At 58.2% G+C, this 26,569-nt stretch carries 22 protein-coding genes; 14 read left to right on the top strand and 8 right to left on the bottom strand.

Annotation, left to right across the window (positions count from 1 at the left end; all coding sequences use genetic code 11):
- The first annotated feature begins 21 nt into the window (after nt 1-21).
- From ACYVIT_RS13535 to ACYVIT_RS13575, 9 genes are all read left to right on the top strand, one after another.
- Nucleotides 22-636, top strand: a complete 615-nt coding sequence (locus ACYVIT_RS13535) for a lytic transglycosylase domain-containing protein (RefSeq protein WP_415805073.1) — start codon at nt 22-24, stop codon at nt 634-636.
- A 95-nt stretch (nt 637-731) separates the two neighbouring features.
- Nucleotides 732-1,805 carry a type III secretion system export apparatus subunit SctU gene (sctU, locus tag ACYVIT_RS13540; RefSeq protein WP_415805074.1) on the top strand — a complete coding sequence of 358 codons (1,074 nt, stop codon included), beginning with the start codon at nt 732-734 and terminating at the stop codon, nt 1,803-1,805.
- Nucleotides 1,802-3,766, top strand: coding sequence for an FHIPEP family type III secretion protein (locus tag ACYVIT_RS13545; protein ID WP_415805075.1), 1,965 nt, complete (start codon nt 1,802-1,804; stop codon nt 3,764-3,766). Before sctU ends, ACYVIT_RS13545 begins: the two co-directional genes overlap by 4 nt.
- A 13-nt stretch (nt 3,767-3,779) precedes the next feature.
- Complete coding sequence (locus tag ACYVIT_RS13550) at nt 3,780-4,487, top strand: type III secretion HpaP family protein (RefSeq protein WP_415805076.1); 708 nt, start codon at nt 3,780-3,782, stop codon at nt 4,485-4,487.
- Between the two features lie 11 nt (nt 4,488-4,498).
- Nucleotides 4,499-5,584: a type III secretion system cytoplasmic ring protein SctQ gene (sctQ, locus tag ACYVIT_RS13555; protein ID WP_415805077.1), complete on the top strand. Its 1,086-nt coding sequence runs from the start codon at nt 4,499-4,501 to the stop codon at nt 5,582-5,584.
- On the top strand, nt 5,559-6,218 hold the full coding sequence (gene sctR, locus ACYVIT_RS13560) for a type III secretion system export apparatus subunit SctR (RefSeq protein WP_415805078.1): 660 nt from the start codon (nt 5,559-5,561) through the stop codon (nt 6,216-6,218). The genes sctQ and sctR overlap by 26 nt, the downstream gene beginning before the upstream one ends.
- A gap of 21 nt (nt 6,219-6,239) precedes the next feature.
- Nucleotides 6,240-6,500: a type III secretion system export apparatus subunit SctS gene (gene sctS / locus ACYVIT_RS13565; RefSeq protein WP_415805079.1), complete on the top strand. Its 261-nt coding sequence runs from the start codon at nt 6,240-6,242 to the stop codon at nt 6,498-6,500.
- Between the two features lie 36 nt (nt 6,501-6,536).
- Nucleotides 6,537-7,316, top strand: a complete 780-nt coding sequence (locus ACYVIT_RS13570; protein ID WP_415805080.1) for a hypothetical protein — start codon at nt 6,537-6,539, stop codon at nt 7,314-7,316.
- A complete protein-coding gene (locus ACYVIT_RS13575) occupies nt 7,313-7,837 on the top strand; it encodes a CesT family type III secretion system chaperone (protein ID WP_415805081.1) in 525 nt (174 codons plus the stop codon). The genes ACYVIT_RS13570 and ACYVIT_RS13575 overlap by 4 nt, the downstream gene beginning before the upstream one ends.
- Before the next feature lie 54 nt (nt 7,838-7,891).
- Here ACYVIT_RS13575 and ACYVIT_RS13580 read toward each other — a convergent pair whose 3' ends face one another.
- A complete protein-coding gene (locus tag ACYVIT_RS13580; protein ID WP_415805082.1) occupies nt 7,892-9,328 on the bottom strand; it encodes a helix-turn-helix domain-containing protein in 1,437 nt (478 codons plus the stop codon).
- A 154-nt stretch (nt 9,329-9,482) separates the two neighbouring features.
- Nucleotides 9,483-9,761, bottom strand: coding sequence for a hypothetical protein (locus tag ACYVIT_RS13585; protein WP_415805083.1), 279 nt, complete (start codon nt 9,759-9,761; stop codon nt 9,483-9,485).
- 589 nt (nt 9,762-10,350) lie between these two features.
- On the opposite strand from ACYVIT_RS13585, the gene ACYVIT_RS13590 reads away from it, so the two are divergent.
- Nucleotides 10,351-10,920 (top strand): RNA polymerase sigma factor, encoded by a 570-nt coding sequence (locus ACYVIT_RS13590; RefSeq protein ID WP_415805084.1) that lies wholly within the window; start codon nt 10,351-10,353, stop codon nt 10,918-10,920.
- Here ACYVIT_RS13590 and ACYVIT_RS13595 read toward each other — a convergent pair whose 3' ends face one another.
- The 5 genes from ACYVIT_RS13595 to ACYVIT_RS13615 all read right to left on the bottom strand — a co-directional run bounded on the left by ACYVIT_RS13595 (nt 10,921) and on the right by ACYVIT_RS13615 (nt 20,786).
- Nucleotides 10,921-15,153, bottom strand: coding sequence for a hypothetical protein (locus tag ACYVIT_RS13595; protein WP_415805085.1), 4,233 nt, complete (start codon nt 15,151-15,153; stop codon nt 10,921-10,923).
- Nucleotides 15,154-15,351: 198 nt separating this feature from the next.
- Nucleotides 15,352-17,085: an acetyl/propionyl/methylcrotonyl-CoA carboxylase subunit alpha gene (locus ACYVIT_RS13600; RefSeq protein ID WP_415805086.1), complete on the bottom strand. Its 1,734-nt coding sequence runs from the start codon at nt 17,083-17,085 to the stop codon at nt 15,352-15,354.
- Complete coding sequence (locus tag ACYVIT_RS13605; RefSeq protein ID WP_415805087.1) at nt 17,082-18,713, bottom strand: 5-oxoprolinase subunit B/C family protein; 1,632 nt, start codon at nt 18,711-18,713, stop codon at nt 17,082-17,084. Before ACYVIT_RS13605 ends, ACYVIT_RS13600 begins: the two co-directional genes overlap by 4 nt.
- The gene (locus ACYVIT_RS13610; RefSeq protein ID WP_415805088.1) at nt 18,688-19,521 is read right to left on the bottom strand and encodes a LamB/YcsF family protein; all 834 of its coding nucleotides are present in this window, start codon (nt 19,519-19,521) and stop codon (nt 18,688-18,690) included. The genes ACYVIT_RS13605 and ACYVIT_RS13610 overlap by 26 nt, the downstream gene beginning before the upstream one ends.
- A gap of 14 nt (nt 19,522-19,535) precedes the next feature.
- Nucleotides 19,536-20,786: an NRAMP family divalent metal transporter gene (locus ACYVIT_RS13615; RefSeq protein WP_415805089.1), complete on the bottom strand. Its 1,251-nt coding sequence runs from the start codon at nt 20,784-20,786 to the stop codon at nt 19,536-19,538.
- A 223-nt stretch (nt 20,787-21,009) separates the two neighbouring features.
- Here ACYVIT_RS13615 and ACYVIT_RS13620 point away from each other — a divergent pair, with 223 nt between their 5' ends.
- The gene (locus ACYVIT_RS13620; protein WP_415805090.1) at nt 21,010-21,678 is read left to right on the top strand and encodes a GntR family transcriptional regulator; all 669 of its coding nucleotides are present in this window, start codon (nt 21,010-21,012) and stop codon (nt 21,676-21,678) included.
- A gap of 706 nt (nt 21,679-22,384) precedes the next feature.
- Nucleotides 22,385-23,287, top strand: coding sequence for a hypothetical protein (locus tag ACYVIT_RS13625; protein ID WP_415805091.1), 903 nt, complete (start codon nt 22,385-22,387; stop codon nt 23,285-23,287).
- A 92-nt stretch (nt 23,288-23,379) separates the two neighbouring features.
- Here the strand turns inward: ACYVIT_RS13625 and ACYVIT_RS13630 are convergent, their stop codons facing one another.
- Nucleotides 23,380-24,261, bottom strand: coding sequence for a LysR substrate-binding domain-containing protein (locus ACYVIT_RS13630; protein ID WP_415805092.1), 882 nt, complete (start codon nt 24,259-24,261; stop codon nt 23,380-23,382).
- A gap of 142 nt (nt 24,262-24,403) precedes the next feature.
- Here ACYVIT_RS13630 and ACYVIT_RS13635 point away from each other — a divergent pair, with 142 nt between their 5' ends.
- Together ACYVIT_RS13635 and ACYVIT_RS13640 are read left to right on the top strand one after the other, a co-directional pair.
- Nucleotides 24,404-25,528 (top strand): mandelate racemase/muconate lactonizing enzyme family protein, encoded by a 1,125-nt coding sequence (locus tag ACYVIT_RS13635; protein ID WP_415805093.1) that lies wholly within the window; start codon nt 24,404-24,406, stop codon nt 25,526-25,528.
- 39 nt (nt 25,529-25,567) lie between these two features.
- A complete protein-coding gene (locus ACYVIT_RS13640) occupies nt 25,568-26,518 on the top strand; it encodes a dihydrodipicolinate synthase family protein (protein WP_415805094.1) in 951 nt (316 codons plus the stop codon).
- Nucleotides 26,519-26,569: the final 51 nt, after the last annotated feature.

The raw sequence follows: 26,569 nt of genomic DNA on the forward strand, positions 1-26,569 counted from the left end.
GCTGGCTGCATTGGTGTTCTCGTGTTGGCGCCAACCGTGTCCGCCCAGGGCGTGTTGACGCTCGCTCCTGAGCCTCCCGCGGGCCGCACGCAGTCGCGGGGCATGCTGGTGGTGGAAGCCGCCGACCTTCACGCTGTCCAGACCGTCGGTGGCGGCGCCTTGGTATTGGCAGTTCCAGCGCCGGGCAAGGCAAGCCGAGTGGCCGGAAATGGCGCGGTATACGACGCCTTGATCCAGCGCGCGGCCGAACGTTATGGGATGGATGCCGACCTTTTGCATGCGGTCATCAGGGTTGAATCGAACTACGATCCCCAGGCCATTTCCCCCAAGGGGGCAATCGGCCTGATGCAGATCATGCCTGCCACAGGCATGGATCTCGGTTTCTCGAATCCTCAACACGATTTGTTGATCCCCGCCAACAATATTGACGCAGGGGCCAGGCAATTGGCGTGGTTGATGCGGCGCTTTGACGGTGATCTGCAATTGGCGCTGGCAGCCTATAACGCCGGGGCGGGCGCAGTTTCGCGCTACAAAGGGGCGCTGCCCAATTATCCGGAAACGCGAAAATATGTCAGCTCGGTATTGGCGTGGTACCAAGGCAGCGATGCAGGCTCAGCGCAGCTCGAGGCGAGATAGTCTCGCTTTTAAGTACGGCTTTTCGTGCGTCCGGAGCACCTGGACGGCAGGGCGGCCTAAGCTGAATGTTGAATCCTTGCCAGGCAATTTTTTCCATGTCCGAGAAGACTGAAGAGCCAACACCGCATAAATTGCGGGAAGCGCGTAAAGAAGGGCAAGTGGCGCGCAGCCAGGACCTGGCCATGGTCGGCTCGATGGGGGCAGGACTGTTGGCGCTGCTGGTCTCAGGCGGCCATATTGCCGAGCGTCTGCGCGCGGCATTCTCGGCAGCGTTAAAGCCTGCGGGCGACTTGTCCGGAGAAAACGCGGATGTGGTGCTGTACAACGCCATACTGGATATGCTGTGGCAAAGTGCGGTGGCCTTGCTTCCAGTCGTCGCCGCCGCCTCGCTCGGAGCCGTCATTGCCGTAGCCATGCAAGTGGGCTTGCAGATCACGCCCAAGGCCATGCTGCCCAAGTTCGAACAAGTCAATCCCGCTCAGGGCCTGAAACGCGTGTTCTCGATGCGTTCGCTGCTTCAATTATTGATGATGGTGATCAAGGCGTTGGTTGTGGGCATGGTGGTCTACCAATTCATCACCAGTGTGCTTCCCTTGGTGTCGGGTGCTATTTATCAATCGCCGGTCAGCGTAGGCATCATCGGATGGGAGGTGATCATCAAGATGTTGTTGTTCGTGCTGGGCGCGTTCTTGTTGCTGGCAGCAGTCGACTATCTCATTCAACGCAAACTGTTCATAAAGGGCCAGCGTATGTCCAAGGATGAGGTCAAGCGGGAATTCAAAGGCCAGGAAGGCGACCCGGAGATCAAGGGAAAACGCCGCGAGTTGGGCATGGAGCTGGCTCAGTCCGACTCAGGCCGATCGGTTGCTCAGTCCAACGTGCTTGTCGTCAATCCCACGCACTATGCCGTGGGGATACGCTATCGTGAAGACGAGGCGGGTGTTCCCGTGGTGTTGGTCAAGGGGGTGGATGAGGCCGCGCTGTACTTGCGCGGACTCGCGACCCAGATGGGGGTGCCCATATTTGAAAACCCGCCTCTGGCGCGCGCTTTACATGAGGTGCCCGTTGATCACGCTGTACCGGAGCGTTTGTTCGAAGCCGTTGCGCTCGTCTTGAAATGGGTCGACGAGATCGGTCAGAATCCGGCGCAACCGGAGAACGCGGCATGAGTACAAGTGCGAAGCCCGGTGGTATGAGGTCAGTAAAGTTCAAACTGGGCGGTGACGCTGCACTGATCGCTCTTCTGGTGGCAACGTTATCGCTGTTCATTCTGCCGCTGCCCACGTTCCTCATCGATATCCTGATCGGCATGAACCTCGCCATCAGTGTTCTGCTGCTGATGGTGACGATGTATATTCCGTCTGCGGTGTCGTTGACGTCGTTTCCGTCTTTATTGTTGTTCACCACGATTTTTCGTCTTTCGTTGAACATTGCTTCGACAAAGGCGATCTTGTTGCACGCCGATGCAGGGCACATCATTTCCGCCTTCGGTAACCTGGTGGTGGGCGGCAATCTGATTGTCGGGTTCGTGGTATTCCTGATTATCACTGTGGTTCAGTTCATCGTTATCGCGAAGGGCTCGGAGCGCGTTGCGGAGGTTGGCGCCCGCTTTACATTGGATGCCATGCCAGGCAAGCAGATGAGTATTGACGCCGACCTGCGAGCGGGGCACCTGAGCGCGGATCAGGCAAGAAAACGACGTGGACTGCTGGCCCTGGAGAGCCAGTTGCACGGTGGCATGGATGGCGCGATGAAGTTTGTCAAAGGCGACGCCATCGCTGGCCTCATCATTACCCTCATCAATCTCGTGGCTGGTATTGCGCTGGGCGTGACCTATCACGGCATGTCCGCTGGTGAGTCGGCCAATCTCTTCGCCGTACTGTCCATCGGCGACGCCATGGTTTCCCAGGTGCCGTCCCTGCTGATTTGCGTAGCCGCGGGGGTGATGATCACGCGGGTGGCCGAAGAGGACGAGCAAAGGCGCTCCTTGGGCGACGATATTGTTGTCCAGCTCACGCGAAGCTGGCGCGCACTTTATGCCGCCGCGTTGTTCCTGATCGGTTTTGCGCTGGTTCCAGGTTTTCCCTGGTATGTATTCCTGATTCTGGCCGCGGTGTTGGTGGTGTCTGCGCGCCATCTGCAGTTGCGCCAAAGACGCGGCGATGCCGATGGGGAAGATCCATTCAAAGGGTTCCGCAGAGATGGTGACAGCAAGCGCTCGGAAAAACCGGTCATTGAATCTCAGGCTGCCGCCTTTACTGCGCCATTGGCGGTAGCGGTGTCTCAATCCCTGTCACAGTCGCTACGCATCGAGATGCTCAATACGTCGTTCGATAGGGAGCGGAAGACCTTGCAGGAAAGCCTCGGGCTACCTTTCCCGGGCATCCGCCTATGGTGGCGCGATACCCTGGATGACCTGGATTATGAGGTATTGCTGCACGATGTCCCCTATAGTCGGGGACGTCTGTCTCAGCTCGAGGGCGAGCACCAGCAAACGCATGAGGAGGAAATCGCTCGCCATGCCATTCGGGCCTTGCATGACCAGGCACACCAGTTCCTGGGCATACAAGAAGTGCAGTGGATGCTGGAGCGTGTCGCCAAGGAGTATCCCGGACTGGTGGTAGAAATCCAGAAAGTCATTACCCCCCAGCGAATCGCCGAAGTACTCAGGCGCCTTCTGGAAGAGCATGTTCCCATTCGCAATATGCGCGCCATATGCGAAAGTTTGGTGGTATGGGGGCCGAAAGAGAAAGATCCGTTAATGCTCACGGAATATGTGCGCGGAGATCTGGGCCGATATCTTGGCTATCGGGCTACCGAGGGCACGGGGGAAGTGTCCGCGGTGTTGCTGGAGCCCTCCATCGAGAAACTCATCCGTGAAGCCATCAAGCCCACGCCAGCGGGGAATTATCTGGCGCTGGCGCCGGAATATGTCCTGGCCATCGCAGAGCGGGTGCACAACCTCGTGGGCGAGAAACCCCAAGCCAGAGTCATCATGCTGACCTCGATGGACATCCGGCGATACGTACGCAGGATTGTCGAGCAACAGGTTCGCTGGTTGGCGGTCTATTCGTTCCAGGAGTTGGGTGACCAGGTCAAGGTCGTGCCTTTGGGGCATGTCACGCTGTGAACCAGGAGCTTTCATGAGCCATCGTACGCATCCCGTCCCTTATCGTTCACTGACCGTACATCGCACACCACAAGACAAACCCGCAGCGCCACAGCCCGCGGCATCGCGCTTTGCGCAGTTGCTGGAGCAAAGCGGCAGGTCCGGCGACGCTGAGGACTGGCTGACGGAGAACGGCGGCGAGGCGGCCGGAAACGGCGAGGGCGGGATTTCCGGGAAAGTGAAGGATCCATCTGACGCGTCCAATTCGCAATCGGACGGGCAGCAGGGAGAAAGTGAGCAGGATGACGGCGGCGCGTCGCAACAGGAACAAGCATCGTATCAATACGAACGCATGGCGGAATTCAAGCGCCAGACCTTGTCCGCGCTATCCAGAGCGGCATTGACCGAACGGTCGGCCCCCGCCGCGGCAATGGCAGCACCGGTCGCAGCGGTGCCCGCCAGCATCAAGGCCATCGCTGAGACCGTGTCGCGATTCTGCAGGGATTCGGCCATGCATGGAGAAGGCTGGCAGATTCGCCTGCCTCTACGAAATGACATTTTGGCCGATACGGTATTGGAAATGGGGATTTCGGCGCAGTGTCTGCGCCTTCGCTTCCTGTCTTCGGAGCAGTCGTCACAGCGTTTAATTTACACGCATCAGCAGTCCTTGCGCGAACTGCTGGGGACAGCGCTGGAAGACCGCTACGAGATCGCCATCGAGCTGGACTGGACGGCTTCTTGAATGTGTTTCCCATGGATACGAGTCTGCCCTCCGTTTCGTTGAACCTGGCGCCGCTGTTGTCGCATTGCAAACCAGCCATGGTGCAGAGCGGAAAGCTTTTTCACGATGCTCGCCTGTATGGACTGTGGCAAGACATCATCGCGGCGTCAGGAATGCAATGCACATTGACGCCGCTGGCGGATCGCGTAAAGCCAGTCGCGTTCCATGGTATCTATCGCGTGGACTGTGTTTGTGATCAGGGAGACATCGTCCTGGCGCTGGCTTGCGACGATGTAGTGTTCGGCGCGTTGGCGCAGCAACAAAGCGACGATCCCTTGCACATCATGGCGCTGGAAGTCGTGTTTGCTGATGTCGCGCGCGCGATGGGACAGCATGCCTTGTCCGGCTTTCGGATACGGTCGCTACAAATTCTACCTGCCGAGATGATGCCGGGCGCAGGATGGTATGCGTTACGCGAATCAACGAGGGAATTGGCGCGGCTCGCCTTGCTGGAAATAGCGCCTGATGTTCTTGGCGCCTTACTCGAAAAAAGGGCCTTGCAGCCTGAATTCAAGTTTTTACGATCGATGCTCCAGGTGCCGCTGATGGTGATACTGCATCAACGAAGCATGAGCTTGGACGCATTGCGCAGGTTGTCCGTGGGCGATGTGGTCTTGCTCGGGGAGCAGGTATCGCCGGATGCACCGTTCCCGGCGCGAATACATGCCCAGGGGGTAGGGCGAGCGCTCATGGCGTCAGCCTCTATTGCCTCGGACCAGATCACATTGATGGGAGCGTTCAGCACGATGGAAGATGAAGAGATCATGGCCGCCGCCGATGGTCAGCCGCCAGATTATGCACCCGGGACTAGTATTGATGCGCTGGACATACCCGTGCATTTCGAAATCGAGACCATCTCGATTTCCTTGTCCGAGCTCGAGTCCATACAACCCGGCTACGTTATTGAGTTGGGTTCGCCCTTGACGCAGGCCCGCTTGCGCCTGGTGGCGTGTGGAACGGTAATTGGCGACGCGGAATTGGTCGCGGTGGGCAGCCGACTCGGCGCCCGCATTGTACGCATGGTACCTGGCAATGACGCAGACAACCTCGCTCGGTGATCTCTTTCCGCTCCTGGTCCTGGTCCTTGCGGTTGGCCTGCTGCCGTTCGTGGCCGTCATGGTGACCTCCTATACCAAGATCGTGGTCGTGCTGGGTTTGCTGAGAAACGCGTTGGGGGTGCAGCAAGTTCCTCCCACCATGGTGTTGAACGGCATTGCGATCATTATTTCGATCTACATCATGGCACCCGTGGGCATGGCGGCTTATGACAAGGTCACAGCTGATGGGCTGGAAACCAACAGCGTCGAGCAGATGACACAAATCGCCAAAGCACTGGCCGATCCGGTACGCGATTTTCTGGAGAAGCACGCGCAGCTGCGCGAACGTGAGTTCTTCGTCAAATCCGCGTCAGCCGTCTGGCCACCGGAGCGAGCCCAGGGGGTACGATCGGATGACCTCATCATCCTGGCGCCGGCCTTTACTCTGACGGAGTTGACCGAGGCGTTTCGCACGGGATTTCTGGTTTACCTGGCCTTTATCGTGGTGGACCTGGTCGTTGCCAACATCTTGCTTGCAATGGGCTTGTCACAGGTCACGCCCACGCAGATCTCAATCCCGCTGAAACTGCTGCTATTCGTCGTGCTGGACGGGTGGTCCGTGCTGGTGCACGGTCTGGTGCTGGGGTACCGATGATGATACGAAAGGGCCGTTGACGTGGATTACGACACGATTTTGCAACTCAGCATGCAGGCCATGTTGCTCTGCTTGAAAGTCTCACTTCCTGTAGTCGCAGTCGCTGCGCTGGTAGGGTTGCTGATTTCCTTCCTGCAGGCGATTACTTCACTTCAGGATCAAACCATTTCTCAGAGCATCAAGCTCGTCGCGGTCGTTGTCGTGCTGCTGGTGTCCGCGCCATGGGGAGCATCGGCGCTGATGGGCTTTGCACGCCAAGCGATGACCGCAGCGGTGCAATGAAACCTCGACGACCAACAGGCACAAGGAGAAAATGACATGGCGCTATCACGCATACACGGCATGCATCCCGGACATATGGTGCAGGGCACGTCGAATCCCGCCGCCCATGCTGCGCACACCGGCCATTCCGTAGTACCTATCGCGGCCGCGCATCAAAACGAACATGCGACATCCAATTTCCGCGGTGAACGCAGCATCATGACCCGAAATGGCATGTTTCCCCTGAAGGGGATGGGAAAGGGCGCCAAGGGGGTAAAAGACAGCGGAAAAGGCGGAAAGGCACGGCGGATGCGTGGCAAGCACGGGCCGGCGCACGATCAACTGGAGGCAGCGGTCTCCGAGGAAACCCAAGTCAGTATCGAACAGGCCATGACGATGGACATGGAGTCCAACAGCGAACAAAGGCAGGATCAAGGAGGCCGTCGACACGACACTAGCGTAGGGCACAAGGGCGACGTATCCAGCCAGCGTGACAACCGAGCCGTTCCTGTACCCGCGGCGCTGCGTTATGTCAGGTCGATTTGCGAATTGACAGCAGCTTGGCGCGAAGGGGACAAAACGGGCGCGGCCTTATTAAAGGCCATGCAGGATCTATTGTCCGGTGCTTCGCAGAATGCCATGCCGGCGCTCGATAGCGGCGGTTTGCGGCGTGTACGCTCGCACTTGTACGCGCGCGCCAAACCTTCGGCCAACCCCGCGCTCAATCAATTGTTGCCCTTACTGCTGCTGAATCTGCAACGGCCACGCCCGCCTGAGCAGCGCCAAACGGCGCACGTGCGCCTCTCTTTACTGTTGCGCGATGGGGGACCACGATGAGCGAGGACGATCAAGCAGCAGTTGCAGCGTCCGATGAGCAAGAATTCGAAGAGGTCTACACATCTCAAGGTTACGATCGATACTGCGAGCTGGTGGGACAGCTGTGCGAAATCGCTGACATTCCGGATGCTCAGAACGTCATTGCACGCAAGCATCTGGAAATGCATGGATTCGACATCGTCGTTGAGCATATGGAAGAAGACGTCGACGCGATGTATCTACAGTTTGACTTCGGCGCGACCACGCAGGGCCGGACGCTTCGGATCTTCAGGTTGATGCTGGAATCAAATTATCTGATCTATGCGCAGGATCAAGCACAGCTCGGCTTGGATCCGGACAACGGCACTGTGCGTTTGATTGTGCGTGTTCCGATGACCGACGACATCGACGGCGCCTGGCTGTCGGAAACGGTGGAGCACTATGTTGAGCACGGCCGATATTGGCGAGAAAATCTGCTGGTAGCGCCCGAAGAGTTGTTCGAGGCGATTTCCGCAGGAGACTATCTCTGGCTGAAAATGTAGATGATTTTGCAATGTGATGGGATAGGCCATCACATTGCACCGCGCCAGGATCTTTCAGTTGATCCGAAGGCGTGTCTCTGATGGAGATTCCTTGTATACCTTGCGATAGCTGTTTGCCAGCGTGGAGCGGTGTCGTACGCCCCATTTGCTGGCCACGGCCAAGACATTGCCGCTGGCATCCTGTGTCAATAGATCCTGGTGTATGCGCTCCATGCGCAGTCGACGGATCAGCTCCATGGGGGTCATGCCCAGGCTGCTACGAAATGTCAGTTGCAGGGTGCGTTCTGTTACGCCGATCTGAGCCGCGACTTCCCTAACGGATAGATCGGGTTGTTGCAGGTTATCGACGATATAGCTGTAGGCGCGACGATACTTGCCGATAAGGCGGGAGGTGATGTCATCCGACATGGCCGACGGGACGGCGACACCGCTATGGGGAGCGACAGCAGCCGCGTCCGAGTCTGCTGCCCGTGCATGTTTCATCGCCAGCAGCGTATATCGTGTGTATGTCTCGGAGAATTCATGCCAACGGCCTTGCTTGCGCTTTAACGCGGCCAGAATGTACAGATAGTCCAGGTGCCAGTATGACGCACGGTCAAATGCCGACGCCTGTTCGACGTTTTCCAGTGTTTGTTCGCTGCGATTTGTCATGCCTGTGCACAGGGTGGCCATTGCTATGGTGAGCCGACGCGTGCGCAGGTATTTCAGCGAACGGTCACCCGTTCCTGTCGTGAGGGAGAGGGTGATATCGTCAGGTTCGCTGGTATGCCCCTGCATGAAATCTTCGACCCGACGAAAAAACTGTATGCATCCGTTGAGCAGCGAACAGCTGGTGATTGTCCCAGACGTATCCTCGGGGGCCAGCAGGTCTGGTGGCACGCGATGATCCATACTCCCCGATTGCCAAAAAACGTGGTCGGCCATGGCGGGATCAGTGCGCAAACGAAATAGCAATATCAGTTCGCGCTTCATTACCTGAACGAGCTCCTCGCTCAGGCGATTTCTGCGCCGCTGGGCTATGCCCTGCGCCACACCTAAATGTTCCCAGGCTGTCGTCAGGTTGCCAATGCAATAGGCCAGCATGGCCAGGGCGATGCGAGCCTCAAAAAGCTCGCCGTCACTGGTGTTTTCATGTTCGGCCAAGCGTTTGAACCCTTTGATTGCCGGATGGTAGCGATGCCTGGAGAAAGCCTGCCATGCGGCGTTGCGGCTGGACTTGCGTCGATAGCGCTCCCGGTCGTCATAAATATGCTTGAGCGCATGCCGATAGGATTGCTCTGCTTCTTCCGAGCGGCCAAGCACCATCAGTATGTCAGCATAGGCTTGGTAGAGGTCATAATTATTCGCCTCGGGATGGATGGCTTCGACAGCAGTGGCCAGCGATTTTTCCAATGCCTTGATGTCGCCATTACGCATCATGTCAATGTAGTGGGACGGCAGATCTTCAAGCGTGCTTAAAGACGCGACGATGAAATAGAGATCAGAATGCATGGGCTTCCCGTAATGTTGGCTGCAATTGGTCCCCACGACCCACGATATTTTTGTTGAACATATTTATGTTTTTGTTCAACATCATGGAGTCGCTGTCCAAGAGAACACCTGAGTCAGGAAGTTATTCCCTTACGCTTAAGAAAACTTTCGTGATTTACGTGTCGTAAGATTTGACATGCTTATGTTTCGATAACTGCGCGTGCTTGGCATGCTGAGCCAGCAGGCTTACGAGGTACTGAACCAGATGCGCCGGGAGCGCGGGGGTGGTTTGAGCCTTAAAAGCCTGCCTGTACGTGCTGTCGCACACGTCCAGCATTTTCAGTACCTCGGCTCCCTTGGGGTCCGCCAACAACTGTGTATGCAGTTCGTTGAATGTGGCGTCGTCAAGGTGACCCTCTAGATAGGCAGTCAACAAGTCCTGGTCGATTTTCATGAATTATAGGGGCCCCCCTCCCTCCAGAAAGAACCGCTATTTGGTTGGTACGTCTTTGCGTGACCTCCAGCCACTCTAAGCGCATTGCCGTTGTCAGGTATGCGGTTATCCGAAACAACGGACAGCATCACGCAAGGTCTTCTACGGCCGGGCAGCAAGCGGGCCATGTCCTTTGCTTCGTGCATGCGCCTTGCACTAGCGGTGCTGTGGTCCGGGGGTCGCAATGCTGTATTCGTTTGCTCATACATTCTTGCGCTATCCAGTCATGTTCGGGTGTGCAGATATGCGAAGTTCCTCCGTTATACAGATATATCCGAATGGCATTCTGTTGTTCTATATGGTTAAGTTTCCTTAATAATTGTTGGATGGTGCGGGCGCTTCTACAAGTTTCTGTCATGCCTGGTGCTCATACTCCAACAAGCTTGGCAAATAGTTGCAAGCACACCATGAAATGTAGGGAGTCGATATGCCAAGCGCTGAAAAAGGGGATGGCGTTAAACATCAACCCCAGGTAGGACACAGGGGAAGTACGACACGGTCGCGGCAAAAAGCGTGCACGCTGAGGCACGTTCCTGATGCCTGCCAAGTCATGCCGCAGCCGCCGTTTCGCGCTGAACTGGTTTTATGTAATGAGGAAGGCATAGCGAGCCTCTTGCCGGCCCTGTTGCCCCGTTTGTGGAAGTTCGCTTTACGCCTTACGGGTAGCCATCTCGATGCGGAAGAATTGGTGCAATGTACCTGTGTGCGAGCGCTGGAATATGCCCATCAATGGGAGCTCGGATCATCGGCGTTGAGCTGGGCGTTCTCCATCATGCACTCCACTTGGCTCAATGAGGTGCGAGCTCGCAGGCTTTACAACCGCGTTCATATCGCTTGGGAGGATGATCTGCTGCAACGTATTCCCGATCCCGCTGCGGCTAATCAGGAAACGAGGCGTATGTGTGCAGATATCCTGACGGCCGTATCGCGTTTGCCGGAGCCTCAACGCGATGCCATCGTTGTCATTTGTGCGGAAGGGATGAGCTACCGCGAGGCAGCCCAAATACTTGGGGTACCGATTGGCACCGTCATGAGCAGGGTGTCCAGGGCTCGTGCATCCGTGGCGGCCATGCTGCTGGGAGAGTCCGCCACGGACAATAATGAGCCCGTTGCCGTCTAGCTAAGCACTTTCATGTTGTTCTCTTTGCTGCTGGGACGTGGATGCTGCAGCTGGCCTGACGGCAGGCGTAATAAGTCCCTGGGTGGGGCGGGGAGGACCGCTTCCCCAATCGCCTTCTCCTTCGCCTACATCTCTCTGATAGGCTTCCCTTCTGTCTCTGAGCATGGGATCGTTCTGTATGCGGTCGAAATTTCCATGTGAAATCGCGTCGGAGATCCCGGCGAACTTTTTCGCGTCATACTTTGCCAACTCGTCGAAGATGACGTAGAACGGAGACAGTATCTTGGTATTGATGACGTAAGCCATTTCGCCATGCGCCTTGATGCCAGGAGCGAGCGTGTCCGAGCCGTACAGAAAGCGCTTTCGATGCTTTTGCAGCAAGAACAGCCAGTTATTGTGTTTGTCTGACTCGTTTCCAAGGTTCGAGGCCATTTCAAGGAACGCCTCTCGCGCCTGCGGTATCGCGAATTCCCTTTCCACTGTCTTTTGGAACTGCGCAAGCACTTCCAGGTGAAGCCTGGCGACGTTGTTTGCCTCCTCTCGTCGATCGGAAATATCCTGGCGCAGGCCCAGCGTCAAGTCGTCCCGGCTGATGTCATCCGTCTTGTCGGATGCGCCGCCCAGTTTGGCGAACGAGCGATAGGTTTTCAGCAAGTCTTGCAAGCCCTCGGTGATTCCTGGGGCAGACTTGTCCACACCTCGATGATTGATCAGGTCGTAGGTGTTTTCGTACATATGGTGGGCGACATAATCCCACGATAAATCGATATTCAGTTCAAAAAGTTTCTTTTCATTGTGCAAGTCACCCGCAAGATCACGGCGGTCCAGCAAGGTATCTATCTCCTTGGCGACACCCGCCGGCTCTTTCTTGGTGACGCTTTGACCAAGAGCGTGCGCATAGATCAGCGACATTTTCCGAGGGGGAACATTTTCATTTCCCCGCTTCAGTAATAGCGGATCCGACACATTCTCTTGGGCGATTTTGACCAAATCGTTGATGGCATCCGTGACCCGGGAATAGTTGCTCCATTTGTCACGTCTGGTCTCGCCCAAATCCATATGCAGGAGGAAAGCGAGGCCGGCGTTCATGGCCGCCGTGAGGGTCTTCAAATCCGTGGCGCGAGGGATCTGGCCCAGTAAGCGAGGTGTGAGTTTGCCCACGCCTTCCTTGTATAGCGTCGTTTCTCCCATGACGGAGATCGGCACACCCGCGTTGGCAAAAGCTTTGGTCAAATGCCTGATCTCGCGCTTGGCGGAGTTGGCATCCGTTGGATCCGGGCCTGTGGTCGTGGGACGAATCGAACCTGCCGGATTTTCCGCCAGGTGTCTTAACACAGCATCTTCCTCAACTGCCAACGTAAGAACGCGTGTGCGGGTCTCGTGATCCAGTTGCAGCCACTGTTGTGCCAGGCTGTAGTCACGGTTCATGTAGTCCATCAGCCGTCGCACCACAGAGTAGTATTTTTTCTCACTCGAGGAATTGGGAAGCTGGTGCGGAATCGCGGCGTTGAGCTGTTCCGTAACGCCGTTGGCCAGATTGAACAGATGTTGACGCGCCATGCTGGTAATGACGCCGTTGTAGTTGGTCAAGTGGGCGTGTACGTCTTTTTGTTCGTGCAAGGGCACGCCACGTATCGGCAACTCTACCACTATGCTCGATGCGGTCATCCGCTCTTCATAGTCGGCCAGGTTGGCCTTCTTGTGTTCTTCCAGGTCTTTCTGCAGGTTATGGATAAGATCGCCGGCAAGCTGAGAGACGTTTCCATCTTTAGCCGCGTTCAGGTGCCCCAACGCGGTTTTCACAAACTCATTGCTCAGCAATTTCTGGAAAGATTGCAATTGATCGGCATTGGCCAGACGTGTATTTTCTGCGTCAGAAGGTTTGAAATCTTTGTCGGCAATGCGTTGCAGGACTTCGTCGCGCAAGGTATCCAGAGGAATTTGTCCGTTTCTCAGGTTATTCAGGAAATTCGATCTGGCATCTCTGAGGGCCGCTTTGTCGTCTTTTGCTTTGTCAATGCGCTCAAGATGATCTGCAAGTGATCGTACCTGAAGCAGCGACGCATCATGCGAGTCGGTGTTGCCGGATGCCGGCGGCCCGTCAGGATGCGCCTGGTTGAGCGTAGCCTGCAGCAGCATTAACTTGACCGCGGTCGGCGCACGTGCCGTTTTTTCCAGATCGCCCTTGAACTTTTTGGCGAGCAATTCGCTAATAGCGTCGTTGATGCTGGTTATCGTGCTGGTTTGGCCAGGATGAGCTCGAGAGAGTTCGTCCAGCCGTCGGGCGCTATTTAATACTTCTTGATGGATGCCGGTAACGCCGAGAATCTTCTCCAGCTTGGCGTACGCGTCGTTTGGAGAGCCCCCTGAGACTTTGTTGAAACTGACCAAAATGTCGGCGGCGCGATCCGCGATTTCGAGACGATCGGTTTTTCGTACCGCAGCAAGTAATGGAAAAACTTTCGCTACGATGTCCGGGATACGATGGTCAGGAAAGTCGCTCAGATCTCCTGTGTTGCTTTGCGTCTGGTTGAGTTGTATCAATGCCTGCCGCAACTTCGATTGTGTCGCACGCAAGTATTCGGCGATGGAACTCACCTCCGGATACAACGCCCCGTTTCCTTTTTCCAGATAGTTGGTCTGTGCAATGGCCGCCGAGTCGGCCGCATTAGTGAGACTGCTAGAGATATCGCGTATTGCGGCGCTGGCAATGGGATTCCCAGGATTCTGGCGCGGGTGCGATAGTCCCTCGATTTCCTCGCCGAGTTTGTACAAGTGATCCTTGAGCCTCGCGATGTCGTCTATGTCGCCTTGCCGGAAAGATTCGCCGGTCAAGACGCGTACGTAAGCCTCATGGCGCTGGCGCTCGGGGTCGCCTGCCGGGGCATTTTCCAGATCAACGTTGGCTTGATCCAGAAGCATGCGAACATTGGATTTTGACGTTTCCCGTATGGTGTTGATCAGAACATTATTTTCGGGGATCTTGAAGTTCGGCATATGCCGAGCTGGGTCAAAGGCCAGGCGGACTGCCACAGCCTGTGCTATGGCGATCATTGTCAGCAGGGCGCCATACCCTCCCAGTATTTGCTTAGCGGTGTTTCCCAACGCGTCACCGGCGTTATGAGCGGGATGCTCTGTCGCGGATTGGACAGCAAAAAACAGGGGCAACGCACCGATGATGGCACCTATCAGTGATGGCACATTCTCCAGCAACTTCATGGGCAACGTGGTGCGGTCTCGTCGGGCAATATGTTTTTGGGCATAAAGGCCGTTGCCAAGCGTACGAGTGTGCTCTGTTTCCGGAAGGTCTCGCGCGCTCATATTGTTGAGCTTTTGCGTGACATGTGCGCCAATCACAGCGGTAGCCTGCGTACCGATGGCCATAGTGCCAGCGCCAACGGCGCCACGGGCAAGCCGGCCCAGGGCACTGTTGACCAGTTCAGGATTCCGTGCCGCGAGCGCGAGTCCGCCTGCCGAATAGAATGTGAGGCCAAGCGCTGTCATCGCCAACTGATTGGCGATACGGTGATAGGGGCCGTCTTTTCCCAGCCGCAGAGAAATGTCGGCGCCTCCAAGCTTGCGAGACATCCATGGTTGTACATCGTTAAGCCCAGTCTTGCTGGCGACCGTGCCGATAACCGTAATGAGATTCTGTGTAAGCGAGGAGGCCCCCGCTTTGCCTGCCAACAGCGCGACTACGGCGGGCAGCGTGAAGTTCGTGATGCTGCCTATGAACTGGGCCGCGGCATTGGCGCCGAATATTCTCAGGCTTGGATCGACGGCATGGGCGCCTCCGGGTGCGCATTTCATGCGTATGTCCACGCTCGCCTCATGGAGCCAGTTGGCCAGGGAGTTCGCGAGATGGTCTTCTACTGCTCTTTCGCCTGGAAACGCGCGATATTGACGCTCTGCCTTCTGCAGCTCACTAAAAGCCTTTTTCGCCCGGTCGCTCAAGCCGTCGGGGGGCTTGGCCAAGTTCATGTGCTGGAGTTCAATATCTGCGCCACCATGGCCTGGCGCTCGTGGATTGGAGGCGAGCGTGGTGTTTGCGCTGGTTGCGCGCAGTGGTCTCGTACGAGATGGCAGTTCAGCTAACTGCCCCATGCGTTGTTGCGCAGGGGCAAGTTCTGGCGGCGTTTGAGAGGAAGAGGGGCGTACCTCGCGCGTTTCTCTTCCTGTGGTCGTATTGGTGACTGGCTTTTTTGGCGGGGTGTTGCTCGAAGACGCTCGCATGATGACTTCCCCTTTTCTGAGTAACGAGTGAGAACTGAGAACTTAAGTTCTATGCAATAAAACTGTCATGTCTGGTGCGAATATTGATTTTCATACACGAAGTTTTCCCTGATTCTTCCTCTATGCAATGACACGCCGCGACATGAATTGCTCGAATCAGGGATGTTCATTTCCAGCTTTGTGCAAGCGGCAAGCGTGTCAGTCAACGGTTGCGATCAAGGCACCAGCGGCCACGCTTTCGCCGATTTCGACATGACGCGTCAACGTGCCATCGCGGTGAGCGAGTACCTGCATTTCCATTTTCATGGCCTCCATCACGGCGATGAGTTCGCCTTGCTTGACCTGGGCGCCGTCCTCGGCCTTCCAGGACTGAATCGTGCCTGCCAGGGGAGCCGTCACAGATTGCGCCGAATCAGCCGAGGCGCCCAGCGCAGACGCTTCGTCGACGAGTTCGGTGCTTGACGACAGGCCACGAAGCAATCCCGGCGGCAGACCTAACGTCACATACCGACCGTCAATTTCCAGGGCCATGCGCTGCAAGCGTGTAGTGTCGGGCGCAGCAGGGCGCACAGCGGCTTGCAGGTCGTTGTTAAAGTCGGTTTCTATCCAGCGGGTGTGGATGTTGAAGCCGTGGGGCCCTCCCACGAAATCCGGATGTGCCAGGACCGCGCGATGGAATGGTACGACGGTGGCTAGGCCTTCGATACGGAACTCTTTCAGGGCGCGGCGGGCGCGTGCAATGGCTTGGTCGCGCGTTGCACCGGTCACGATGAGCTTGGCCATCAGCGAGTCGAACGTGCCTGGTATCGTTGAATCCGTGGCCACGCCGGTATCCAGGCGCACGCCGGGGCCACTAGGCGGATCAAAGCGAGTAATGCGCCCGGGAGACGGTAGAAAACCCCGGCCCACATCCTCGGCATTGATACGAAATTCGATGGCATGGCAACGAGGAGCAGGCGTGGCCGCGATGTCCAGGGGCAGGCCATCGGCAATGCGCAACTGCGCTACCACCAGGTCCAGGCCATAGGTTTCCTCCGTGACAGGGTGTTCGACCTGCAGCCGCGTATTGACTTCCAGGAAAGACACGGCGCCCGACGCGCTTAGCAAGAACTCGACCGTGCCAGCCCCGACATAACCCGCGTGCGCGCAGATGTTGCGCGCGGCGTCGTGGATCTGCTGAGACTGTGCGTCGGTGAGGAAAGGGGCAGGGGCTTCTTCCACCAGTTTTTGATTGCGTCGCTGTAACGAGCAGTCGCGTGTGCCGAGCACCACGACATTGCCGTGTTGATCGGCCAAGACCTGTGCCTCAACGTGGCGCGGCCGGTCAAGATACTGTTCGACGAAACACTCGCCCCGACCAAAGGCAGTGACGGCTTCCCGGACTGCCGAGTCGTAAAGATCCGCCACTTCCTCCATGTGCCAGGCTACCTTGAGCCCTCGGCCACCGCCACCGAAAGCCGCTTTGATCGCAATAGGCAAACCGTATTCACGCGCAAAGGCCAACACTTCCTCGGCGCCGCCAACCGGTTCGGCTGTGCCTGCGACCAGGGGCGCGCCGACTTCCATAGCGATTTTTCGAGCTTGTACTTTGTCGCCCAAGCGCTCGATCGTGTCGGGCGAGGGGCCAATCCAGACCAGTCCGGCGTCGATGACCGCGCGTGCAAAGGTCGCGTTTTCCGAGAGAAAACCATAACCCGGATGGACGGCGTCGGCACCGCTGCGGCGCGCGATAGCCAGGAGCTTGTCAATGTTCAGATAGGTGTCGGCAGGGCGCTCGCCCTGCAAACCATAGGCCTCGTCGGCCATACGTACATGCAATGCCTCGACATCGGCATCGGCATATACGGCAACGGACTGCACGCCATAGTCAGTGCAGGCGCGGATGATACGTACGGCGATTTCGCCGCGATTGGCAATCAGGACTTTCTTCATGATAGGGATACGGGTTCGGGTAGTTGCGACGAGATTTGCATGACGGGCATCTCGATCGGCACAAATTCGGAGATCGGGTTGAAACGAACGCGCGCGCCAATGGGAATCTGGCCTAGCAGATCCAGATGCCAGGGGGCTACCGATCCGATGACCGGATAGCCACCGGTCAGGGGATGATCGGTCAAGAACACCACGGGTTGGCCACTAGGCGGCACCTGGATCGAGCCTCTGCGCGTCCCCTCACTGGCAAGCTCGGCATGATTGGAGCGTTGCAGGACGTGTGCGCCGTTCAGGCGGATGCCGACACGGTTGGATTCGGGTGTGACCGTCCACGCCTGCTCGTGAAGCAACGAGACGGCCCGTTTATCACACCAGTCGGTGCGCGGGCCGAGCACGATATCAAGTATGACCTCGGTGTCCGAGCGGGGGAGGTCGGGCACAGGAGCTTCGGGCATGCCAACGATGGCTCCCTGCCGAGGTGCAGGAATGGCGATCAGGTCGCCCGCAGACAAGGGGGCCGGGCCGATGCGGGCCAGCGTATCGGTGGCCCGGCTGCCCAGCACCGGCGCCACATCAAAACCACCGCGTACAGCGAGGTAATACCGGATGCCTGCGCATGGCTGGCCCAGCGTGAGCGTATCGCCATCGTTCAGGGCAATCGCCTGGTGGCTAGGCACAGTCCAGCTTGCGGCGTTCGTGGTACGCAGTGTCAATTCGCCTTTGGCACCGGTGACGGCCACGACGCACGCACCGTGAGCACGCACCTGCAGTCCTCCGTAGACAGTTTCGATGCAGGCGTCTCCGGCCAAATTGCCCACGAGCCGATTGGCCGCGCGCAATGCCGCCCGGTCCACCGCGCCCGACATGGCCACGCCTTGACGGGCCTGTCCCGCACGACCAAGGTCCTGGAACAACGACTGGAGTCCAGGCGCCACGATCTCCAGCGCGGGCAGACTCGCTGGCTGTGCCACGGGTCTCGGCAAAACGGAGCTCGGCAGAGGTGTACGGACGGAGGCAGGACCGGCATCGACAAATCGCACGCGATAGCCGGGTTGTAGCAGGGCGGGCGTTTCACGTGAGATATCCCACATCGGCGTGTCGGTCATGCCCAGTATCTGCCAACCTCCCGGGCTGGCCTGGGGATATATACCGCTGAAGGTGCCGGCCAGCGCCACCGCGCCGGCCGGGATGCGTGTGCGCGGAGTCTGACGGCGCGGCACGTCCAACCTGGGATCTCCGCCGCTGAGGTAGGCAAAGCCCGGCGCGAAACCGGTGAATGCCACGGTGTAAATGCGGCCGGTGTGCAGACGCACGATTTCCTCGGGCGAGAGGCCCAGCATGCGCGCGACGTCCTGCAGGTCTTCGCCGTTGTAGTGCACGGGGATTTCGATGAGTTTGCCGTTGCGCGCCACCGTAGTGGTGATGTCGCGCGTGGCGACGTCGGCTCTTAATGTCCTGGCCGAAACAATTTCCGGATGAAAGACGATGAGTACGGTACGCGCAGCAGGGACGAGCTCGGTGACGCCAGGAATGGGGCGGGTTTGCAATGCATCAAACAGCGCCAGCGTTTGCTCGAGGCTGTCGAGCTCTACGAGCAGTGCATTAGTATTGACTGGTAGAAAGCGCATGGGGCCTCCTGTGCGACGTAGGCAGCTGCTGATGAGATGAGGATTCGGCGCCGGCGAATGCCTGGATGCGCACGCCAGCTTGCTCCAGGGCAAGCCGCACGGCGCGTGCCATTTCGATGGCGCCGGGGCTGTCTCCGTGTACGCAGATCGAATCGGCTTGCAGGCGTGTCAAACTGCCATCTGACGTTTCGACCACGCCATCTTCTACGAGGCGCAGCATCCGGCGAGCTACCAAGGCCGGATCATGCAGCACGGCGCCCGGTTCGCGGCGCGAAACCAGCGTGCCTTGCGGCGTATAGGCGCGGTCGGCAAAGGCCTCTGCGATGACACGCACACCACGGTCGCGCGCCTGCGCCACGAGCGGCGAACCAGCCAACCCGACCAGGTATAGCGACGGGTCGATCTCCAGTATGGCCGTGATAACGTCATTGCCTTGGCGTGAGTCGTGCGCAATGGTGTTGTACAGCGCTCCGTGGGGTTTGACGTAGGTGACTCGCGTACCGGCGGCCCTTGCCAGCCCCTGGAGCGCGCCGATCTGGTAGATGACATCGGCCACCAGGTCGGCGCTGGAGATATCCATGTTGCGGCGTCCAAAACCGGCCAGATCGGGGTAGGCCACGTGGGCCCCGACCGCCACGCCATGAGTGTGCGCCGCCTTGAGGGTTGCGAGGATGCCCGCCGCATCGCCAGCATGGAAACCGCAAGCCACGTTTGCACTGGAGACGATTCGCAGCATGGCTGTGTCATCACCCATTTTCCAGGCGCCCAGGCTTTCTCCGAGGTCGCTATTCAGGTCTATCTGTGTCATGTGCTCTCGCATCCTCAATGCAGCGATAGGAAGGAGAAGATGGGGCCGATGGACTTGTAGCCCATGAACCAGGTCAGCAGGCAGCACACTGTGCCCAACACCAGCAGGATACGGGGATAGGTGTGACCGCCCATCAAATCGCGACGCGTCCAACCGGCGATCATGAAAATGGTGAGTCCCAACGGCAGAATCAGGCCATTGAAGCCGCCGGCAAACACCAACAACGCCGCGGGCGCGGTGCCCAGCAACGCAAAGATCACCAGCGAAATTGAAATGAAAATCACCGTAGCGCGATTACGGCCGGACTCGCCTATTTTGCTGTTGAAGACGGTAATGAAGGACATGGATGTGTAGGCCGCCCCTACGATGCTCGATAGGGCGGCAGCCCATAAGATGAGCCCGAAGACACGCAGGCCGAATTCGCCGGAGGCAGCCTGGAACGCCTGGGCGGCCGGGTTGGCAGCCTGGCTGGAGAGGTCGAGAACCACACCGCTGGCGACTACGCCCAGAATGGCGAGGAACAGCACGTAGCGCATGATGCCGGTGACAAGAATGCCGTTGAAGGCGCCACGCGTGATGGCGTCGACGTGCTCAGGGCCGGTCAGGCCTTTGTCCAACAGGCGATGTGCCCCGGAATAAGTGATATAGCCGCCTACCGTGCCTCCCACGATGGTGGTGATAGTGGCGAAGTCGATATGGTCTGGCAGTACGGTCTGGCGTAGCGCCTCGCCCACGGGGGGCTGGGAGGCAAACATGACAAACACCGTCATCAGGATCATGACGATGCCCAGGACGATGAGGCTGCGGTCCATGGCCACGCCGGCTCGGCGCGACAGAAAGAGGCTGACAGCCAGCACGGCACTGATGACACCTCCCCATTTCACGTCCAGACCCAGCAGGGCGTTCAAACCCAATCCGGCGCCTGCGATGTTGCCGACGTTGAATACCAGCCCGCCGAAGATCACCAGGGCGGCCAGCAGGTAGCCACTGCCCGGAATCACTGCATTGGCAACGTCTGACGCGCGTCTGCGGGTGAGGGCCACGATGCGCCAGATATTCAGTTGAACGATGAAGTCGATCACGACAGACGCCAGGATGCCGAAAGCGAAGGCCGCGCCCATGGTGGCAGTGAATGTGGCCGTTTGCGTGATGAAACCAGGGCCAATTGCCGAGGTGGCCATCAGGAAAATTGCGCCCAGCAGCGAAGAGCGCCGCTTGTTGGCGAATTCGCGCGCGGGCGCGGCAAGCGTATCGGTGTGACTCATGATCACTCCCCTTAATGGATTGGATTGGACGATCATGTAGATCAATAGTTACATTATTGTTCTACAAAACAGGCTGAATAGTAGGTTGATACAGTTTCGATCGAATATCGGTAATTGCCCTAGGTCAGGGCAGAAATTGCGACAATGGGAACGTCCGAGACCGGGTTCCGATACACTCGGCCTACTTTCTTGCTATGTTTCGCGCGCTGCGCCAACCCTACTTATGCGCCATTCCGACGCTCATCAAAGCCTCACTGACAAAGTCACCGAGCAAATTCGTTCTCGGCTCATCAATGGCGAGTTCGTGCCAGGCCAGCGGTTATCCGAGGCGGCTTTGACTCAGGTCCTGGATGTGTCGCGCAACACACTCCGTGAAGCTTTTCGCATTCTGACCAAGGAAGGATTGCTGACCCATTTGCCCAATTGTGGTGTGTCGGTCGCCGTGCCCACCATGGCGTCCATCATCGACATCTACCGCGTCCGCCGTATCATCGAATGCCAGGCACTGGCGCAAGCGTATCCACGTCATCCTGCACGGCAACGGATACGCCAAGCCGTGGAAGAGGCGCTGCGATGCCGCGCGCAGCAAGATTGGCAAGGCGTAGGCACGGCCAACATGGCGTTTCATAAGGCGATCGTCGAGTTGGCCGACAGCGAGCGATTGAACGATATGTTCTCGCATTTGTTGGTCGAGTTGCGGCTGGTGTTTGGGCTGTTGCAAGACCCGGAGTTTCTGCATGCGCCTTATGCAGAAATGAACGAGCAGATCCTGCTGCAGACGGAGGCGGGCGAATTCCGTCAAGCCGCTGATGCGCTCAACGATTACCTTGTGCAGTCCGAACGCATCGTGTTGGCGGGCTATGCACGCCGGCTGGGTGGTAACGCCCACTGAATAAGAAAAGAAGTTCGGGTGGAAGTCACCCGCTTCGGATTACCGAGCGAAAGCGTGGCGTTGGGGACGATAAAGTGCGCAAATGAATCCCATCCGCCCAAACCAACGTCCTGGTGTATTTCCCTCTACGTCATCGCAGCCGCCCGCAGAGGGCTCGAGGAGCGGGGTGAACCCCGGCCGCACTGCGTCAGACTTCTCACCTGGGGCAGGAAGAGGGGGCAGACATGCGGCGGCGTCTCTATCCCAGAATCTGGGGCCCCGAAATGCTGCTGTGTCACGGTTAGGGGGCATGGGCAGTTCCGTCGCGGGCACTCATGCGAGCTTTCAGCCGGCGGGGCAGCTAAGCGCCAGGTCCAGTATGCAGGGGTTGACCCTCGCGAGTCCGGGCCGGTTGACTCTTTTTCCCAGGCAGCCCACGTTTTTGGGTGCCTCAACGTCAGGCGTGCCGTCTGGGCCTGATTTTCAGGCTGCGACGGTACACGCGGCTTTTCAACACCAGCCAGGCGATACAGCGGCCGACAGGGTAACGATAGGAAACCGCCAGTTCGTTTCCGCGCCGCTTTCGCCACTGCGCTTTGCCAGACGCCTGGTATCGCCTGTGGGCCAGGGGCCGCAGCGATTTGCGCTAAGTGGGCCGCCGAGTTCGGAGGCGACTCGGGCGATCCTGGCCGACAGCCAAGGCAACCGGGCCTTTGCGCAGGAAAGATTGGCGGACATCAATGCGCTGATGCTGGGCAAATTTCCGTTTACCCTCGAACTGTTGCAGCAACAAAGTGCTGCGACTGCCGAGCATCTAAGGCGCACCGATCCGCATGGTTCTGACCTGAAGTACGCAGTAGATAACTATCGCAGCTGTGGCGACCACATCTTGATGAGCGCAATCATATGCGGGCACAAAACGCTACGCGATTTTTTGCATGCGTCCATGCCGGGCCAGTACCCGACCGATGACGATGAAAAAGTACAGCAATGGTGCGAAGAATTTCTACTGCGTTATGTCAGTAGTGCCGGAGTCGAGTACACGCCGCAAGACGTCATGGCGCGGTTTGAAAATGACGATGAGCTGCAACGGGAGGCGCGCTTGCTGGATAAGTTCCTCAAAGCAGGACCTCCTATTGCCGACGCATGCGTGATGAAAGGTATCGGAGCAATTAGCGACGGTGAGACCGCCGCCATGAGTACTCGGGTCGCGGGCCGCGATTACGTCAGGGCATTTCTGTCAGGACAACCGATAATGTACGACGGGTTTCTGAGCACGGCTTTCGACCCCAAAGCGGCGGCGGATTTTGCGGGAGGAGACCCCTCCACACGCCCTGTTTACGCGATTGACTTTGCTGATAGGAGCGGGCGCTCGGAAGCTTTGCGGCGCCACGCACTGGCGGATTTAAGCAACCCCACGATCGAAGATCAAGCGGCGTCCATCATGTTGGCGATCCGTACGCGGCAGGCACGTGGCGCCGTACTTGATAGCAGCGCAGCTCCGGGTATTGCGGATGAGACGGAACTGTTGCTGGCGTCCGGGCACGTGTTGGCCCCGGTAATGGCGATTCGCTGCGAGAAGGGCTATGTGCTGCTGGCGGACGCTTATCATCGCGACTTTGTCCAATAAGATGATGGGCAGCGACGATTTCGCCTACCTGCTGCAGCGTTGCTCCGGCGCGGATCCGAGGAATGGATGGCGACCGCAGAACGGCTGACAGTTCAGAGCGTGGCCTGAAACAAGGGCGCGGCCAGGCTTACCAGCGCCTGCGCCAATTGCGCGCGCACGTTCGCACGGGTCCACATAATGCCGACCTGCCGCTCCAGCCGCGGTGCAGGCAGGGGCCAGCGCGTGATCGCCATATCGGGCGGCCCGCCGACATTCCAGTCGGGCAATATGGAAATACCCAGCCCCTCGGCCACGAGCCTGCCTATCGATTCAATGCCGTCGAGTTCAAAACGCACACGTGGGCGTACGCCGTGGTGCCGCAGATAATCATCGGCCAGTTTGCCGCCGACGACTTGGCGGTCGTATCGAATGAAAGGCTCGGCCGCCAGCGTCTTGATCGGATCTCGCACACGCATCTCTGCAGGCGTCACCAAGGTCAAAGGCTCATTACGCAGTCCGTGCCAGGCACAACTTTTGGGCAGATCGAACAAGGGGTGCACCATGACGGCCGCGTCCAGATGGCCATCGAGCACCCGTCGATACAGCACCGTGGTGGGCGCAGGTTCGATATAGATCTCAATGTGAGGATGGGCCTGCACCCACTGCTTGAGCACGCCGGGCAGGATGTGCGTCAAGCCCGTCGGCGTGGCTCCCAGACGTAACGGGCCCGCCGGCAAATTGGTTTCCGAGGCGGCAGAGCGCAGATCCCGGACTTCGCTCAATACCGTATGCGCGCGCTGCAGGATGCGGTTGCCGGCCAGCGTGGGCTTGACCGTACGTCCGGCGCGTACGATCAATTGACTGCCTACGTCGGCCTCCAGCGCCTTGATCCGCTGTGCGACCGATGCTGGCGTCAGATCCAGCCGGCGGGCGGCACCGGCGATCGATCCGGTTTCCACCACATAAATGAAGCTCTGCAGGAATCGTGTGTCCATGGGCGCCAGACGCTATCGCAGCGACTAAAAAGATGGATTTTATAACTTCACAAAATGCCAGAACATTATTTTTCTTTTTCTTTCACCGGTCCAGAATACATCCATACACTTTCTTCTGTATGCCCACTCTGAGGAGCCCCACGTGCCCAAGATTCTTTCCGTCGACGTTTGCGCCGCCGCCGTCCCGCTGGACAAAGTCACTTCGTTTTCCACCCGTACCGTCAGCACGCGCTATTACGGCCTGGTCAAAGTGCGTTCGACAGACGGTGTCGAGGGCATCGGATTCTGCTATGTCGGCAGCGCCGCGGGCGAGTTGTTCGTCAACGCCGTCGAGCAACTGCTCGCGCCGGTTCTGATCGGCCAGGACTCCCACGCGGTCGAACGCCTGTGGCAGAACATGTACCAGGAATCCCTGCTGCAGGGGCGTGCCGGCACCGTGATGCGTGCCATCAGTGCGTTGGATACGGCACTATGGGATTTGAACGCGCGCACTGCGCAATTGCCGCTGCATCGATTCCTGGGCGCATACGAGTTGGACTCGGTGCCGGCCTATGCCAGCGGCGGTTATTACCTCGACGGCAAGACCCCGCAAATGCTGGGCGAGGAAATGGCCAGCTATGTGGCCAAGGGCTTTAACGCCGTGAAAATGAAATCCGGCCGTCTATCGCCTGCCGAAGAAGAAGCCCGCTTGCGCGCCGCGCGCGAGGCAGTGGGGCCGGATGTCGAAATCATGATGGACATGAACAATGCCTGGGTAGATACCACGCAGGCGATGCAGTACGTGCGCCGTTTCGAACAATACAACCCGTATTTCATCGAGGAGCCGTTTTCGCCCGACGACGTAGACAGCCATGCAAAACTGGCCACGCTCACCAACATCCCCGTGGCGACGGCCGAGATCGGCTATGGCCGTTGGTATCACAAGGAATTGCTGGACAAGAACGCCGCGGCGATCTTGCAGCATGATGCGGCCGTCTGCGGCGGCATTACCGAATGGCGGCGCATCTCGGCGACGGCCGCGAGCTACGGCGTCATCGTATGCCCCCATTGGTTCCACGATCTGCATGCCCCGCTGGTCGCCGCCACACCCAACGCGCGGTACGTCGAGTTTTTCTGGGACGATCAGGTGCTGAATTTCCGCAAATTGGTGGATCGTCAGCTCGAACACAAAAATGGCCGGGTACTGTTGCGGCAAGACCCGGGTCTGGGCTTTGATTTCGATGAGTCCATGGTCGAGCGCTATGGGCAATGGCGCACCGTGCGTTGACGCGTTCACAACTGACTTTCCGATGGAGCCCGCTCGATCATGCCTGCATTGATTCCTGATACGCCGCGTTTGCGTGGCGTGCTTTCTCCCGTACTGACACCGTTCAATCCTGATTACACACCGTCGGCGCCGCGCTTTGTGGCGCATTGCAGGAACCTGCTGGAGCAGGGCGTGGGTCTGGCGATATTCGGCACCAACTCGGAGGCAAACTCGCTAAGCGTTGCCGAAAAACGAGCGTTGCTTGATGCCTTGTTAGAAGCAGGGTTGCCCGCCGGCCGCATGATGCCTGGCACCGGCGCATGCGCGTTACCCGACGCGATCGAGCTGACTCGGCATGCGGTCTCAGCGGGATGTGCCGGGGTACTGATGCTGCCGCCGTTCTACTACAAAGGCGTCAGCGACGAAGGACTATATCGAGCCTTCGCACAGGTGATCGATGAAGTCGCCGACGAGAACCTGCGCGTGTATCTGTATCACATCCCGCCCGTCGCGCAGGTCGGTATCAGTATGGGGTTGATCGAGCGCTTGCTGAAGGCCTATCCCAAGAATATCGCCGGCATCAAAGACAGTTCCGGCGACTGGAGCAACACCGAAGCCATGCTCAAGACGTTCCAACCGCAAGGATTCGACGTGTTTGCAGGCAGCGAGACATTCCTGCTGCGTACGCTGCGAGGCGGCGGTGTCGGTTGCATCACCGCCACGGGCAACGTCAATCCGGGCCCCATCGCCGAGCTGTATCGAGAATGGCAAAGCGACAACGCCGACGCGTTGCAGGCCGGCCTGGATGCCGTCCGTAATGTGTTCCAGAAATTCCCCATGATCCCCGCGATGAAGGCCGCCATTGCGCAACGAGCGGGTGACGAGGGTTGGGCCACGGTCAGACCGCCGCTCGTCGAGTTGACGGCCGCGCAACGCGTGTCGCTAGAGGACGGCCTGGCGTCTGTGAATTTTGAAATCCCGGGCGTGCAGACACTGGCATTACCCAAGTAGCGCATCTATCAGAAAAGCAATATGTCTACGCATCACCCCTGAGGCCGGAGG

This window comes from Bordetella muralis, from assembly GCF_054781015.1.

Bases quoted from the DNA above. Each gene is read 5' to 3' on its own strand.
- ACYVIT_RS13630 (WP_415805092.1), bottom strand. From the start codon at position 24,261: ATGGACACACGATTCCTGCAGAGCTTCATTTATGTGGTGGAAACCGGA.
- ACYVIT_RS13595 (WP_415805085.1), bottom strand. From the start codon at position 15,153: ATGCGAGCGTCTTCGAGCAACACCCCGCCAAAAAAGCCAGTCACCAAT.
- ACYVIT_RS13615 (WP_415805089.1), bottom strand. From the start codon at position 20,786: ATGAGTCACACCGATACGCTTGCCGCGCCCGCGCGCGAATTCGCCAAC.
- sctQ (WP_415805077.1), top strand. From the start codon at position 4,499: ATGGATACGAGTCTGCCCTCCGTTTCGTTGAACCTGGCGCCGCTGTTG.
- ACYVIT_RS13585 (WP_415805083.1), bottom strand. From the start codon at position 9,761: ATGAAAATCGACCAGGACTTGTTGACTGCCTATCTAGAGGGTCACCTT.
- ACYVIT_RS13545 (WP_415805075.1), top strand. From the start codon at position 1,802: ATGAGTACAAGTGCGAAGCCCGGTGGTATGAGGTCAGTAAAGTTCAAA.
- sctU (WP_415805074.1), top strand. From the start codon at position 732: ATGTCCGAGAAGACTGAAGAGCCAACACCGCATAAATTGCGGGAAGCG.
- ACYVIT_RS13550 (WP_415805076.1), top strand. From the start codon at position 3,780: ATGAGCCATCGTACGCATCCCGTCCCTTATCGTTCACTGACCGTACAT.
- ACYVIT_RS13580 (WP_415805082.1), bottom strand. From the start codon at position 9,328: ATGCATTCTGATCTCTATTTCATCGTCGCGTCTTTAAGCACGCTTGAA.
- ACYVIT_RS13620 (WP_415805090.1), top strand. From the start codon at position 21,010: ATGCGCCATTCCGACGCTCATCAAAGCCTCACTGACAAAGTCACCGAG.
- ACYVIT_RS13590 (WP_415805084.1), top strand. From the start codon at position 10,351: ATGCCGCAGCCGCCGTTTCGCGCTGAACTGGTTTTATGTAATGAGGAA.
- ACYVIT_RS13575 (WP_415805081.1), top strand. From the start codon at position 7,313: ATGAGCGAGGACGATCAAGCAGCAGTTGCAGCGTCCGATGAGCAAGAA.
- ACYVIT_RS13570 (WP_415805080.1), top strand. From the start codon at position 6,537: ATGGCGCTATCACGCATACACGGCATGCATCCCGGACATATGGTGCAG.
- ACYVIT_RS13640 (WP_415805094.1), top strand. From the start codon at position 25,568: ATGCCTGCATTGATTCCTGATACGCCGCGTTTGCGTGGCGTGCTTTCT.
- ACYVIT_RS13605 (WP_415805087.1), bottom strand. From the start codon at position 18,713: ATGCGCTTTCTACCAGTCAATACTAATGCACTGCTCGTAGAGCTCGAC.
- ACYVIT_RS13610 (WP_415805088.1), bottom strand. From the start codon at position 19,521: ATGACACAGATAGACCTGAATAGCGACCTCGGAGAAAGCCTGGGCGCC.
- ACYVIT_RS13600 (WP_415805086.1), bottom strand. From the start codon at position 17,085: ATGAAGAAAGTCCTGATTGCCAATCGCGGCGAAATCGCCGTACGTATC.
- sctR (WP_415805078.1), top strand. From the start codon at position 5,559: ATGACGCAGACAACCTCGCTCGGTGATCTCTTTCCGCTCCTGGTCCTG.